Below are 13935 nucleotides of genomic sequence, written 5' to 3'. Positions count from 1 at the left end.
TCGGGGGCGGTGCGGTCAGGTGCGCCAGGTGTCGTTCAGCGTGACCACGCCGCTGGACGGCACGGTGGCCGTCCGGTTGGCGCCGCTCTCCCAGGTGACGTTGCCGCCGGCGTCCTTGCGGAGGTACTTGTACTCGAACGCGGTGCCCGCGGGCAGGGACTGGTCGAGCTTCCAGACGGGGTAGCTCGCCGGGTCCAGCTTGAGGGCGTTGGAGGGATTCCAGTTGCCGAGGGCGGAGGTGCCGCCGACGACGTAGATGTTCTGCCCCCACTGGGTGGTGGCGTTGACGCGGAACGAGGCTCCGGTGGTGGGGTCGGGATCGGGGTCGACGGTGGTGTCGCAGTTCTTCGCCCCGACGTGCAGGGCGAGGGCGGAGTTGGCGCCCAGGGTGGCCGTGAAGCGGCCGGACGAGTCGACGCTCACCCCCTTGCCGCTCTGCACGTCGCAGTAGCTTCCGGCGGGCAGGGAGGTCTGGAAGGTGCGGGTGAGGGCGGAGCCCTCGTGATTGATGGCGACGTAGGCCTTGTCGCCGCGGCCGAAGGCGATCTGGTTGTTGCCGTTGTCCCACCAGTCGGTCACGGCGGTGCCGGCGGCCGTGTTGCGGAACTTGACCATGCTCGCTATCTCGCGCCAGGCGTGCTGGCACTTCCAGCCGTCGGTGTAACAGGCGTTGACCTGGCCGTTGTTGGGTCCGCCGGCGTCCTTGTCGCTGAACTCGTAGCCGGAGTGCACGTCGGGCGAGCCGTACGGCCAGGCCAGCATGAAGACGTGGGCGAGGGTGTAGTTGGCGCCGTCCTTGTAGGTGAGGCTGCCGCCGTTGCGTTCGGTGTCGTGGTTGGTGACGAAGACGGACGCCTTGCCGCTGGAGACGTAGCCCCAGGCCTCGCCGAAGTTCTTCAGCTCGGCGAGCTTCTCGTTGTTGAAGACCCGCTTGAGGTCGTAGGCGTAGCGGAACTCCTGGACGTCGCCCGTGTTGTAGAACTCGGGCGGCTGGACCGCCTCCCCGGGCGCGCCGATCGTCTCCTGGTTCCAGTACACGCCGGGGTTGGACAGGCGGGACTTGATGTTGGCGAGGTCGTCCTCGGGGATGTGCTTGGCGGCGTCGATGCGGAAGCCGTCGACGCCGAGGGAGAGCAGGTCGTTCAGGTAGCCCGCGATGGTCTTGCGGACGTACTCCTCGCCGGTGTCGAGGTCGGGCAGGCCGCCCATCTCGCAGTGCTGGACGTTCCAGCGGTCGGCGTAGTTGCTGATGCTCGTGGTGCAGTCGTCCATGTCGGCCGCGGAGTAGGTGCCGGGGTAGTCGTACTTGCTGAAGGTCGACCCGGCGGAGCCCGTGCCGGAGGCGTTCGCCATGTGGTTGATCACCGTGTCGGCGACCACCTTGACGCCCGCCGTGTGACAGGTGTCCACCATGTTCTTGAAGTCCGAGCGGTTGCCCAGCTTCGTACCGATCTTGTAGCTGACGGGCTGGTAGGCCGTCCACCAGGAGGTGCCCTGGATGTGCTCGTTCGGCGGGGAGACCTGGACGTAGCCGTACCCGTCGGGGCCAAGCCGGTCCGTGCACGCCTTGGCGACGGACTTGAAGTTCCATTCGAACATCACCGCGGTGACGTCCTTGCCGCCGGGCGCGCTCGCCTGCGCCGGCGTCGGTGCCGTGACGGCCACAGCGGCTCCCGCCAGGGCGGCGAGTACAGCGGCCACGGTCTTTCTGGCCATGGTTGCTCCAGTGGTGAAGTGGGGTGGTACCGGAGTCAGCCTTGGTTGACAACGCGCCATGCCAGGTAAGGCCGTTCGATGGTTCTTTCTGCAAGAAATTGCGGTCGAGACCGTACGGCGCCGCTTACCGCAGGTCAACCCCTTGCGCAGAAATGACAGTTGAGCAGGAAATAGTTGAAGGAGCTAGGCGCAAAGTCTTTCGCAAAGGTTTTCAGAGTGTTACGTTCAACGAACTCCGGCCCCCCGGCCGCGGGGTGCGCACCCGGTGTGGCCCCGACGCGCCCGGCCGTGCGGGCCGGAGCAAGGAAAGACCCCGGCCGCCCTCGTCAGACCGACTCCAGCAGAGGCTCCCACCAGGCCCGATGGGCCCGGTACCAGTCCACGGTGGCGGCCAGCGCCGCCTCGAAACCGACCCGCGGCCGGTATCCCAGCTCCGCGGTGATCTTACCGTGGTCCACCGCGTACCGCCGGTCGTGGCCCTTGCGGTCCTCGACGTGTGTGATGCGCTCCGGGCCGGCGCCGCACCGGCCCAGCAGGCGGTGCGCGAGATCCAGATTGGTCAGCGAGGTGCCACCGCCGATGTTGTACGTCTGCCCCGGCCGTCCCGCCGTGCGCACCAGCTCCACCGCCCTGACGTGGTCGTCCACGTGCAGCCAGTCGCGCACCTGCCGCCCGTCGCCGTACACCGGCAGGTCGCCGCCGGTCAGCAGGGTGGCGACGAAGCGCGGGATGACCTTCTCCGGATGCTGGTAGGGCCCGAAGTTGTTGGAGCAGCGGGTCACCCGGACGTCCAGGCCGTGGGTGTGGTGGTGGGCCAGGGCCACGAGGTCGGCCGCCGCCTTCGACGCCGCGTACGGAGAGCTGGGTCTGAGCAGGTCCTCCTCCCGTGCGGCGCCCTCGGGTATCGAGCCGTAGACCTCGTCGGTGGAGATCTGCACGAAGGTGCGCACCCCGTGCCGCAGGGCGGCGTCCAGCAGGGTGTGGGTGCCCAGCACGTTGGTGTGGGTGAAGCCGGTGCCGTCCTCGATGGAGCGGTCGACGTGCGACTCCGCCGCGAAGTGCACGATCTCGTCGTGCCCGGCCGCCAGCCGCCGTACCGTCGCGGCGTCGCAGACGTCGCCGTGCACGAACGTCAGACCGGGGTGGCCGCGCACCGGGTCGAGGCGGGCGAGACTGCCCGCGTAGGTGAGTTTGTCCAGGACCGTGACCGCGACGCCGGACGGCCCCGCGGGGCCGAGCAGCGCGCGGACGTAGGCGGATCCGATGAAGCCGGCGCCGCCGGTGACGAGGATGCGTGAGGTCATGAGGTGAGCTGCACCTTGCTGTGGTCGCCGAGGACGAGACGGTGGGCCTGGGGCGGACGGGGCGCGGCGGTCACCACGGCCTCCCGGCCGATGAGCGACCGCTCGATGCGCGCGGCCCCTTCCACGCACGCGCCCCGCAGGAGCACCGAGAACTCGATCGCGCTGTCCTCGACCCGGCAGTCCTCGGCGATGGCGGTGTACGGGCCGACGCTGGAGTTGTTGATGACGGCACCCGCCCCGACGACCACGGGTCCGACGATCCGCGATCCTCGCACCACGGCCCCGTCCGCGATGCGGACCCGTCCCACCAGGACGCTGTGCGGATCGACCTTGCCGTCGACGCGCCCCTCCATCCGGTCCAGGACGTGCCGGTTGGCCTCCAGCAGGTCGTCGACGCTGCCGGTGTCGCGCCACGGCCGGGTGGTCGTCTCCGCGCGCACCGGCAGCCCGCGGTCGATCATCCACTGCACCGCGTGGGTGATCTCCAGTTCGCCGCGCCCGGAGGGGCGGATGGCGCGCACCGCCTCGTGCACGGCGGGGGTGAAGGCGTAGACACCGACCAGCGCGAGGTCGCTGCGGGGGTGTTCCGGCTTCTCCTCCAGCCTGCGCACCGTCCCGTCGGCGTCGACTTCCGCGACGCCGAAGGCGGTGGGGTCGGGGACGGGGGTGAGGAGCAGGCGGGCGGCGTCCCGGTGTTCGGCGGCGCGCCGGACGAATCCGGTGACGCCGTCCTCCAGGTGGTTGTCCCCGAGGTACAGCAGGAAGTCGTCGTCCGCGAGGAAGGAGCGGGCGACCGCCACCGCGTGGGCCAGGCCCAGGGGCCGGGGCTGGTCCAGGTAGGCCACGCTCAGCCCGAAGGCCGAGCCGTCGCCGACCGCTTGGCGGATGTCGTCGCCGTGGTGGCCGACCACCACGCCCACCTCCTCGATGCCTGCGTCGGCTATCGCCTGGAGGGCGTAGTGCACGACCGGCCTGTTGGCGATGGGGAGCAGCTGCTTGGCGCTCGTGTGGGTGAACGGCCGCAGCCGGCTGCCGGTGCCACCCGCCAGGACCAGGGCTTTCATGCCGGGCACCGGTGTCGCGGCGGGGACTGGATCTGTGGTCTCACGGATGTCTCCTTGAGCGAGAGTCGCGGTGTCACCGGTGGAACTGTTCTCGACTCAAGCAGAAGCCGCGCAGCGTGCGCAAGGTCGTTCAGCAACTTTCAGCAACTTCTTGCATACAGCGCCACGTTGGTGTTTGACTCGCTCCCGGCACCGCCCAACGGCGCTGCCCGGCAGAGCAGTTCGTATACAGGAGGGGGTGGCAGCGGTGACGGCTCGGCACCAGCGGGAACGGCTGGAGCGGGAGGCGAGACACCTGGCGCCGGGCGCCTCCGAGGAGGCGGCCGTCGGTCGCCGGGTCTTCGCCGAGGGGAGGGGCCCGGTCCTCACGGACCTGGACGGCAACCAGTACCTGGACTTCGCGGCGGGCACCCTGACCCAGTCCCTGGGACACGGCCATCCGGAGGTCGTGACGGCGCTGACCGAGCAGGCCCGGCGCCTGTGGAACGTGCACGACTCGGCGACGCCCGACCGGGCCGCCCTGCTGGAGCTGCTGGCCCGTCTGCTGCCGGAACGGCTGGACACCTACGCGCTGTTCTCCACCGGCGCGGAGGTGGTCGAGGCCGCGCTGCGCGTGGTGCAGGCCACCGCCGCACCGGGCCGCAACCGGATCGGCGCGCTGCGCGGTGGCTTCCACGGCAAGACGATGGGCGCCCGGATGCTCGTGCACTGGGACGTGGGCCATCAGGCCTTCGCCGGGAACTCCGTCCTCGGGTACTCGGCCTACTGCTACCGCTGCCCGCTGGAACTCACCTACCCCTCCTGCGGGTTGCGGTGCGCGTCCCTCGTGCGCAAGCACATCGCCGACAAGCCGAACGTCTCGGCGCTGGTCTTCGAACCCGTCCTCGGCGCCGCCGGCGTCGTCGTGCCGCCCCCGGGCTACTGGGAGCAGATCGCCGATGCCTGCCGGTCCAACGGCGTCCTGCTCGTGGCCGACGAGGTGCTCACCGGCGGCGGCCGAACGGGCACGTTCCTCGCGAGCGAGCAGTTCGGCGTCGAACCCGACCTGGTGGCCCTCTCCAAGGGGATGGCCAGCGGTTTCCCGTTCGCCGTGCTGGCGGGGCGGGCCGATCTGATGCATCATCCGGCGGCGTCCGGGGCCGGTGCCTACGCGTCGACGTACGCGGGCAATCCGCTCGGCATCGCGGCCGCCCGGGCGACGCTGGAGGTCATCGAACGCGACCGCCTGATCGAGCGCGTCCGGGTCCTGGGCGAGCTGCTGCACGAGCGGCTCCAGGCCCTTTCGGCCCGCTTCGAGAACCTGGGGGACGTGCGCGGCCTGGGACTGCTGTACGGGCTGGAGTTCGTCACCGACCGGCTGAGCCGCACCCCCGCGCCGCACCTGGCGCGGGCCGTGTACACCACCGCCCTCGACCTGGGTCTCCGCGTCGCCCTGGGCGGGCACATCCTGCGTCTGGCACCGCCCTTCACCGTTGACGAGCCCCTCCTCGACGAGGGTGTCGGGCTGCTCGAACAGGCCCTGGAGCGGGTGCTGTCGTGATCGTCGCGGAGAACCTCGTCAAGGAGTTCCGGCTCGCCGAGCGCAAGCCGGGCCTGGCCGGCAGCCTGGCCACCCTCTTCACCCGCGAGCACCGCCTCGTCCGCGCGGTCGACGGCGTGTCCTTCACCATCCCGGCCGGCGCGAAGACGGCGTACATCGGCGCCAACGGGGCGGGCAAGTCGACCACGATCAAGATGCTCACCGGCATCATGACGCCCACCAGCGGACGCTGCCTGGTCCGCGGCATCGAGCCCTACCGGCACCGGCAGGCCAACGCCCGCGGCATCGGGGTGGTCTTCGGGCAGCGCAGCCAGCTCTGGTGGGACCTGTCCGTACCGGACTCGTTCCGCATCCTGCGCCGGGTCTACGACATCCCCGATCCGGTGTACCACCGCAATCTCGCCCTCTACCGGGAGCTGCTGGACATCGACGCGCTGGGCACCACGCCCGTGCGCCAGCTGAGCCTGGGGCAGCGGATGCGGGCCGAGATCGCGGCGAGCCTGCTGCACGATCCGGCGGTCGTCTTCTGGGACGAGCCGACCATCGGCCTCGACATGGTGCTCAAGGACGCGGTACGGCAGCTGGTCAACCGCGTCCACGAGGAGCTGGGCACGACCGTCGTGCTCACCAGCCACGACATCGCGGACATCGCCGCCATCTGCGACAGCGCGCTGGTCGTGGACCGGGGGCGGGTGGTGCACCAGGGCAGCATCCGGGAGCTGCTGCGCACCGCCGACCGGCGTTCGGTCGTGTTCGACCACCGGGGCCGGCCGGATCCCGGGCCGGTCTGCGCGGAGATAGCGCGGGGGCTGCCCGGGGCGAGCGCCTCGGCCGCCGACGACGGACGAATCAGGGTCGACTACCCGGCGGACCGGTTCACCTCCCGGCAGGTGCTCGGCTTCCTGCTCGAACGCTTCGACCTGGCGGACTGCTACGCCCCGGAACCCGATCTGGAGGACGTCCTGCGGCGGATCTACGGCGGGCACCGCGAGGCCCCGCCCGCCGGGGTCCCGGGCGGGCGCCGGGAGGGTGCGGCATGAACGGCCGGCTCCACCGGGAGCGGGAGACCCCGGCGCCCCTCCCCCTGTCCGCGCGCGCCCGGCGCTATCTGCCGTTCGCGACCGGAGGGCTGCAGTCCCTGCTCCAGTACCGGTCGACGTTCGTCACCACCGGGATCACGGCCGCCGCCGGCGCCGCGATCACCGTCTTCCTGTGGCGGGCGGTGTACGCGGACACCCCGCCGGGCGGCGGCCCGGGCGGCTTCACCGCCCAGAGCATCACCACGTATCTGCTCGTGGCGCAGGTGCTGCAGATCCTGCACGCCAACCGGGTGGACGACGAGGTCGCCGCCGAGGTCTACCGCGGTGACGTCGCCGTCATGCTGGTGCGGCCGGTCAGCTATCCGGTGATGCGCTTCTTCGCCTGTCTGCCGGTGGTCGCGGCCAACGCCGTGCTGGTCGGCGTCCCCGTGCTCGTGCTGTTCGCGCTGCTCGTGCCGCTCACCGCGCCGCGGCCCGTGGACGTCCTGCTGTTCGCGGTGTCGACCGTGCTGTCCGTGCTGCTCGCCTTCCTCGTGAACCTGCTCACCGGGATGACGGGCTTCGTCACCACGAACACCTGGGGAGTGCGGATGGTGAAGCAGAGCGTGGTCGCCTTCTTCGCCGGCCAGCTGGTGCCCCTCCCGTTGATGCCGGGGTGGCTGGCGGCGCTGGCGTCCGCACTGCCCTTCCGGGGCATGGTCGACGGACCGCTCACCCTGCTCCTCGGCCGCTACGACGGTGCGGCCGGCGCGCTCGACGTGCTGGCCCGGCAGATCGGCTGGGTGGCGGGCCTGACGCTGCTCGCCGGCGTGCTGTGGCGGGCCTCGCTGAGTCGGCTGGAGGTGCTCGGCGGATGACCCGGACGGTGTGGCGCCATGTGCGGCTGGCCTTCTTCCTCGGCGGGGTCGGGCTGCACCGGCTCAGCATGTACCGCATGGACTTCGCCCTCGGCGCGGGCGCCTTCCTGGTCCGCGTGGGCCTGCAGACGGCCGTGGTGGGCCTGGTCTTCCGGCAGGTGCCCGCGGTGGACGGCTGGACCTATCACGAGGTGCTGTTCCTGCTCGGCTTCTCACTGCTGCCGCGCGGCCTGGACCACCTCTTCACGGACCAGCTGTGGGAACTGGGCCGCAAGCTGGTCCAGCGCGGCGAGTTCTACCGCTATCTGATCCGCCCCGTGAACCCGCTGTTCTCCCTGCTGTCGGAGCGCTTCTTCCATCCCGACGGTCTCGGTGAACTCGCCGTGGGCGCCGTGCTGGTGGGCTGGTCCGGCAGCGAGCTGGGGCTCCACCTCACCCCGGTGCAGTGGCTCGCGGTCCCGTTCCTCGTGCTGTGCGGCGCCCTGATCCACACCTCGGTGAAGCTGCTCTTCGCCTCGCTGTCCTTCTGGACCGTGACCAGCCTGCCGTCGATGTACGCGGCCAGCCAGGTGTCCGAGTTCGCCGCCTACCCGCTGGACATCTACCACCCCTCGCTGCGCGCCGTGCTGACCTGGGTGCTCCCCTTCGCCTTCACCTCCTACGTGCCGTGCGTCTATCTGCTGACCGGCACCACGACAGTGGTCCGCTGGCTGCCGGTGGTGACGGCCGGGGCCCTCGCCGTCGCCCTGACCGTCTGGCGGCGCGGCGTCAACGCCTACGAAATGACCGGGAGTTGAGCACGCACGTGATCCGCGACGACGACCTCGAACCCCTGCTGCGCACCGCGCCCTGGATGCCGCGCGACCTGCGTGCCGCCCACCGGTACGAAGCGGTCGACCACGCCGAGCTGGGCTCCGGCGAACTGCTGCTGGTGGTGGCCGCCGTCGGCGGACCCGCCTCGGGCGAGCGGATCTTCCTGACCGCCCGCCGGGAGCCGTCGGGCGGCCTCACCGCGGACCACGCCGACGGGCCGCACGGACTCGCGGCCGTGCGCCGTGTGCTCACCGGCGCACGGCTGCGCACCACCCGCGGCGGACACATCGAGGTCCGCCGGGCGCCCTCGGCACCCGCCGGCGAGGTGCGGCGGCTCCCCTTCGACCAGGGCTGGTCCTCCAACTCCCTGTCCCTGGTGGAGGTGGGCGGCGCCGCGTACCTCCACAAGACCTACCGTCGCCTGACCGAGGCGGTCCACGAACCCGAGCTGCTCCGGCTGATGAGCGGCACCGGACACACCCCCGAGTGGGCCGGGGACTACACCTACACGGACCCCGTCCACGGGACCCGGCATCCCGTGGGCGTCCTCTACCGCCATGCCCCGGGCCACGGGATCGACGCGCCACTGCGCGAGAACCTGCGCTCCCTGTGGCCCCGGCTCGCGGACGGCACCGCGCCGGAACGGCTCGTGCACGCCCATCTGCTGCCGCTGGAACCGGGACTGCGCAGCGCGGGACGTTTCCTGCGCGACTTCCACCGGGACCTGGCGGTGCGCCTGGGCGCCCCCGCCACCGGCTACCCCGTGGCCGGCGCCCTCGCGGGGGCGTCGGCACGGCTGGCCGAACTGGCCCGGGCCGACACGTCGCTCCCCGGGGACGGCGCACCCCTGCCCGAGGCCCCCCGGAAGGCCGCCTTCGACGCCCTCGCCACCGAACTCGGCCTGCTGGAGGCCGCGTTCGGCGGCCGGGCGACGGCCCCCGGCGCCGGTCCCTGCCACGGCGACCTGCACCTGTCGCACCTGCTGTGCTCCGACGCGGCCGACGGCACCTGGCACATGAGCGTCATCGACCTGTCCACGCCCACCCTGTCACCCGAGGACCCGGACTACGCCGCCCAGTCCCCCGTACAGGACCTCGTGGCCGTCCGGCGCGCGCTGGAGTACTTCGCCGCCGACGAGGCCGCCTTCGAGAGCTCCCGCAGGCTCGGCATCGACTCCACGCGGACCATGTACGGCTCCCTGGACGGCGCGCCCGGCCTGCCGCCCGCGGACCGGGCCGCGCTGCACGCCGTCTTCCGCACCGCCGACACCTGGCGCGAGCGGGTACTGCGCCTGCTGCTCGGCCCCGCCACCGACGATCCGCTGCGGCGGCTGCTGTACCTGCGCCGGCTCCTGCACGAGCTGGGCTACAACCACGACCACGCCCGCCCCTACCACGCCGCGATCGACCTGCGCCACGCGCTCGCGCTGGCCTCCCCCGCCCCGACGACCCACGCGAGGACATGACCGTCGTGAACGCGCCCAGGATGCACATCATCGAGACGTACTTCGAGTGCTGCGGATTCGACCACACCTTCCTGCAGGGCGGCACGTCCGTGTACCTGTGGAACCTGTCCAGGGCCTTCGCCGCCCGGGGGCACCGGGTCTCCATCGTCACCCCCGCCCACGGCCGGCTCGACGACCTGCGGCAGCGCTACGAGGTGGAGGACCTGCCCTACGAGGACACCTACACCCTGCCGGTGGCCCTCGACCCCCGCGTCTGGCAGGGCTTCCCCGCGCAGGCCGACCTGGCGCTGCGCACCACCGCCCACCGCATCCGGCTGGAGGGCGTGGACCTGTACTTCCTGGCCAACGAGTACCTGAACCGGCTGCCCGACACCTTCTACCCGCCGTACTCCGCCAAGGGCCGGGACCTGGTGTTCTTCAAGCCCCTGGTGTTCCAGGCGGACAGCGTGCGCTTCCTGCGCGGCTGGTTCGGCGGCGAGAAGGCCATCGTCCACGCGCACGAGCCGTACTACCACTACCTGCTGCCGGCCGCCCTGCGCGACGACCCCGCCAAGCTGGTCGTCAGCAACGTGCAGAGCAACATGCCGATCACCAAGAAGGTGTACGCGCCGGAGGTCCGGGGCTTGTTCGAACTGCTCGGCGTGGACGTCGAGTTGCCCGGCCCCGAACCCGAGACCGACGCGCCCGCGGCGATCGTGCAGTACCAGCAGCTCACCCACCTGCACTACACCTACCCACCGGACCATGTGGCGATCTACGAACTGACCGCCGAGCACGCCGACCTGATCGACTTCCTGTCACCCGGCCAGCTCGACTTCTACGCCGGCTTCCGGGACACCCCGTTCGAGGCGCTCTTCGGGCGGCTGCCCATCGCCGACGTGGTGCGCCGCAACGCGCACAAGATGTTCGTCGGCGGCTGCGCCATCTCCGACCAGTGGCTGGCCTGGGACCCGGCCGGCGTGGACCGCGAGAAGGTGCTCGGCGGACTCGGCCTCGATCCCGCCCTGCCCGCGTTCTTCCACAACGCCCGCTACGCGGTCCACCACAAGGGCCAGATCGAGCTGATGCGGGCCGTGGACCGGGTGCTGGGCGAGGGCCTGGCGGCCAGCTTCGTCATCCGCTGCATCTCCGGCAACGGCATCGACGACCCGTTCTTCCACGAGGTGGCCGCCCGCCATCCGGGCCGGCTGCACTTCGAGTGGGAGCGCGTCGAGGAGGCGCAGGTGTTCTCCTACGCCGCCGCCTGCGACTTCGCCCTGTTCCCCTCCAAGTTCGAGATGGACACCTTCCTGATCGCCCAGGGCGAGGCCATGGCCGTGGGCGCGGTGCCGATCGCCACCGACCAGCGCGGCATGGAGCACTTCCGGCACGCCGACGGGCCCGGGACCACCACCGGCTTCGCGGTGAACCGCTCCTTCGCCGAGGACGACGACCTGCTCACCGACGCGCTCGCGGAGCGCATCCGGCAGGCGGCGGCCCTGTGGTCGCGGGATCCCGGCCGCTACCGGGAGCTGTCCGCGCGCGCCTCGGCCGTCGCCCGGGTCTTCACCTGGGACCACTGCGCCGATCTGCACGAGGCGGCGTTCACCGCCCTGTGGGAGGGCCGGCCCGCCACCCTGTCCACCGAACTGGCCCTGCGGCACGGCTGGTTCGACCTGCTCCCCGACGCGTCGGTCACCACCGCCGCCGCGCTCGCGCACGGTGACATCGCGGCGTACGAACGCCGTGCCCCGCTCGACGCGGACGCCGCGCTGACGATGTTCCGCGCCGCCTGGGAGCGGGCCGACTTCGCCGTCTGCGAGCAGGTCCTCGACCGGCTCCCCGAAGCGGTGCCCGCGGCGGAGACCGCCCGGCTGCGCGAACGCTCCCGGTTCCTCGGTGACGGACGGCTGGAGTACCGGCTCCCGCACGCCGAACGAGTGGAAGTCGTCGAGCCCCGGCGGGGCCCCGACCGGGCCCTGCCCGACGTGCGCACCCTGGAACGCACGGCACCGGGTGTCTTCGTGGGCGAGGCCCCGGGCGCCGCCGGCCGGCTGCTGCTCACCCTGTCCTCCGGCCGGGTGACCTGGGACGAGGTGCGTCATGGCTGATCTCGGCACGGTACGCGCGGTGCTGCTGGCGGGCGGCGAGGGACGCCGGATGGGCCCGCTCGGCACGGGACGGCTCAAGCCGCTGGTCCCCTACGGGGGCACCTGCCGGCTCATCGACTTCAGCCTGGCCAACGCCCGCGCCTCGGGCCTGCCGGAGGTGCTGCTGCTCTCCCAGTACGAGGAGCGGCTGCTGATGGACGACCTGCACCGGACGTGGAACACCGAACCCGGCTTCCGGGTGCGCTTCGGCCCCTACGACACCGCCTACACGGGCCGGGAACTGCCCGCCGCGCTGCCGCCGCGCACCTGGCCGCTCGAGCGGGGCACGGCCGACGCGCTGATCCGCAAGGCGGAGTACGTCTTCACCGAGGCCACCGAGGACGTCCTCGTCCTGCACGCGGACCACGTCTACCGCTACGACTACGGCCCGCTGGTCGAGGCGCACCGGGCCTCCGGCGCGGCGCTGACCGTCGCCTACCAGCGGATCGACATGCGCTGGGTGCACCTGTTCGGCATGGTCCGCTTCGACGGCGGCGGCCGGCTGACCGAGTTCACGGAGAAACCCGAGAACCCCACCTCCGACCTGGTCTTCGCCGCGTTCTGCGTCTTCGACGCCGCCGTGCTGCGCCGCTACCTGACCCTGCTGGACGGCACCGACTGGCAGCACGACATCAGCCGGGACGTGATTCCCGCGATGCTCGCCGCGGGAGAGCACATCCGCGGCCACGAGGTGCGCGGCCACTGGGAGGACATCGGCACCGTCGAGCGCTACCACCGCGCCCACCTGGCCCTCGCCACCGGGCCGCGGGCGCCCCTGCCCCTCGGCCGGATGCCGCGGACGGTGCGGCCCCGGGTCGGGCGGCACTGGGTCGCCGACGCGCCGGGAGTACGTACGTCGGTGATCCCGTCGGACCTCGTCAACGCCGGGCTCGTGCACGACAGCGTGCTGTTCCCCGGTGTGCGGGTCGGCGCGGGGGCCCGGGTGCGCCGCAGCGTGGTGCTGCCCGGCGCGGTGATACCACCGGGCGCCGACATCGACGGTGCGGTCGTCCTGGAGGACGGACGCGTTCAGCACGTTGCCGAAGGAGTGAGCGCATGACCCTGCCCGAACACCACACCCGCGCCGGGCGTCCGGCCGACTACGACGTCCTGGTGGTCGGCGGGGTCGGGGTGGACACCATCGTGCGCGTGGACGAGCTGCGCGTGCCGCCGGGCGACTCGGTCTTCGTGGAGCCGCTGAAGGACTACGTCGGGCACACCGGCAACGGCGTCGCGCTGGGCTGGCACGCGCTCGGACTGCGCACCAAGTTCATCGACTTCCTCGGCGACGACCCGCAGGGCCGCATGGTGCTGGAGCACTACGCGCGCCAGGGCCTCGACTTCAGCCACCTGGTCTCGCCGCACGGGACCCCGCGTTCGGCCAACCTCGTGGACCCGCGGGGCCGCCGCTTCTCCTTCTACGACGGCCGCCATCCCGCCGACCTCAGGCTGCCCCGCGACTTCTACCTGCCCTTCCTGGAGCGGTCGGCGCACGTCCACCTGTCGATCATCGGCCACAACCAGGACATGTACGAGGACGTCCACCGGCTCGGCGTGACCAGCTCCACCGACCTGCACGACTGGGACGGGCACAACCCGCACCACCGCCACTACGCCCTCAACTCCGACTACGTCTTCCTGAGCGCGGCGGCGATCCACGACCGGCTGGAGGGCGTGCTGCGGATGATCCTCGACGAGGGCCGGGCCCGGTTCGTGGTCGCCACCGACGGCGCCGACGGCTGCCACGTGCTGGAGCGCGGCGGCACGGAGGTCCGCCACTTCCCCGCCGTGCGCCCCGAGCGTCCGGTGGTGGACAGCAACGGTGCCGGGGACGCCTTCGTCACCGCGTTCCTGCACTCCTGGTTCGAGGGCCGCCCGCTGGAGGAGTGCGTGCTCAGCGGTTCGGTGGCCGGCGCCTTCGTGTGCGGGAGCGTCGGCACCCACACCGAGTTCATCGACCTGCCGGGGCTGCGCGCGGCCGGCGCGCGCGCCGCGGCGGACCGGTGA

General features: G+C 71.8%; 11 protein-coding genes. 8 read left to right on the top strand and 3 right to left on the bottom strand.

The window, feature by feature from the left end:
• Positions 1-15: 15 nt before the first annotated feature.
• From ACZ63H_RS06600 to ACZ63H_RS06590, 3 genes are all read right to left on the bottom strand, one after another.
• On the bottom strand, positions 16-1716 hold the full coding sequence (locus ACZ63H_RS06600; protein WP_469862733.1) for a carbohydrate-binding module family 20 domain-containing protein: 1701 nt from the start codon (positions 1714-1716) through the stop codon (positions 16-18).
• A 326-nt stretch (positions 1717-2042) separates the two neighbouring features.
• The gene (gene rfbB, locus ACZ63H_RS06595; RefSeq protein WP_469862732.1) at positions 2043-3020 is read right to left on the bottom strand and encodes a dTDP-glucose 4,6-dehydratase; all 978 of its coding nucleotides are present in this window, start codon (positions 3018-3020) and stop codon (positions 2043-2045) included.
• Positions 3017-4084 carry a glucose-1-phosphate thymidylyltransferase gene (locus ACZ63H_RS06590; protein ID WP_469862731.1) on the bottom strand — a complete coding sequence of 356 codons (1068 nt, stop codon included), beginning with the start codon at positions 4082-4084 and terminating at the stop codon, positions 3017-3019. Before ACZ63H_RS06590 ends, rfbB begins: the two co-directional genes overlap by 4 nt.
• A 238-nt stretch (positions 4085-4322) precedes the next feature.
• On the opposite strand from ACZ63H_RS06590, the gene ACZ63H_RS06585 reads away from it, so the two are divergent.
• The 8 genes from ACZ63H_RS06585 to ACZ63H_RS06550 are packed head-to-tail and all read left to right on the top strand — an operon-like array spanning position 4323 to position 13935.
• On the top strand, positions 4323-5624 hold the full coding sequence (locus ACZ63H_RS06585) for an aspartate aminotransferase family protein (protein ID WP_469862730.1): 1302 nt from the start codon (positions 4323-4325) through the stop codon (positions 5622-5624).
• Entirely contained in the window at positions 5621-6664 is a 1044-nt protein-coding gene (locus tag ACZ63H_RS06580; RefSeq protein WP_469862729.1) for an ABC transporter ATP-binding protein, read from the top strand. The genes ACZ63H_RS06585 and ACZ63H_RS06580 overlap by 4 nt, the downstream gene beginning before the upstream one ends.
• Positions 6661-7521: an ABC transporter permease gene (locus ACZ63H_RS06575; RefSeq protein WP_469862728.1), complete on the top strand. Its 861-nt coding sequence runs from the start codon at positions 6661-6663 to the stop codon at positions 7519-7521. Before ACZ63H_RS06580 ends, ACZ63H_RS06575 begins: the two co-directional genes overlap by 4 nt.
• Positions 7518-8318, top strand: a complete 801-nt coding sequence (locus tag ACZ63H_RS06570) for an ABC transporter permease (RefSeq protein ID WP_469862727.1) — start codon at positions 7518-7520, stop codon at positions 8316-8318. The genes ACZ63H_RS06575 and ACZ63H_RS06570 overlap by 4 nt, the downstream gene beginning before the upstream one ends.
• Complete coding sequence (locus tag ACZ63H_RS06565; RefSeq protein ID WP_469862726.1) at positions 8315-9799, top strand: hypothetical protein; 1485 nt, start codon at positions 8315-8317, stop codon at positions 9797-9799. Before ACZ63H_RS06570 ends, ACZ63H_RS06565 begins: the two co-directional genes overlap by 4 nt.
• Positions 9796-11889, top strand: coding sequence for a glycogen/starch synthase (locus tag ACZ63H_RS06560; RefSeq protein ID WP_469862725.1), 2094 nt, complete (start codon positions 9796-9798; stop codon positions 11887-11889). The genes ACZ63H_RS06565 and ACZ63H_RS06560 overlap by 4 nt, the downstream gene beginning before the upstream one ends.
• A complete protein-coding gene (locus ACZ63H_RS06555; RefSeq protein WP_469862724.1) occupies positions 11882-12988 on the top strand; it encodes a sugar phosphate nucleotidyltransferase in 1107 nt (368 codons plus the stop codon). The genes ACZ63H_RS06560 and ACZ63H_RS06555 overlap by 8 nt, the downstream gene beginning before the upstream one ends.
• Positions 12985-13935: a carbohydrate kinase family protein gene (locus ACZ63H_RS06550; protein WP_469862723.1), complete on the top strand. Its 951-nt coding sequence runs from the start codon at positions 12985-12987 to the stop codon at positions 13933-13935. Before ACZ63H_RS06555 ends, ACZ63H_RS06550 begins: the two co-directional genes overlap by 4 nt.

The sequence above is a fragment of the Streptomyces sp. NPDC104831 genome, assembly GCF_055583025.1.
Note: the sequence above shows the minus strand (reverse complement) of the source record. Positions and strands in the feature narration are given on the sequence as shown.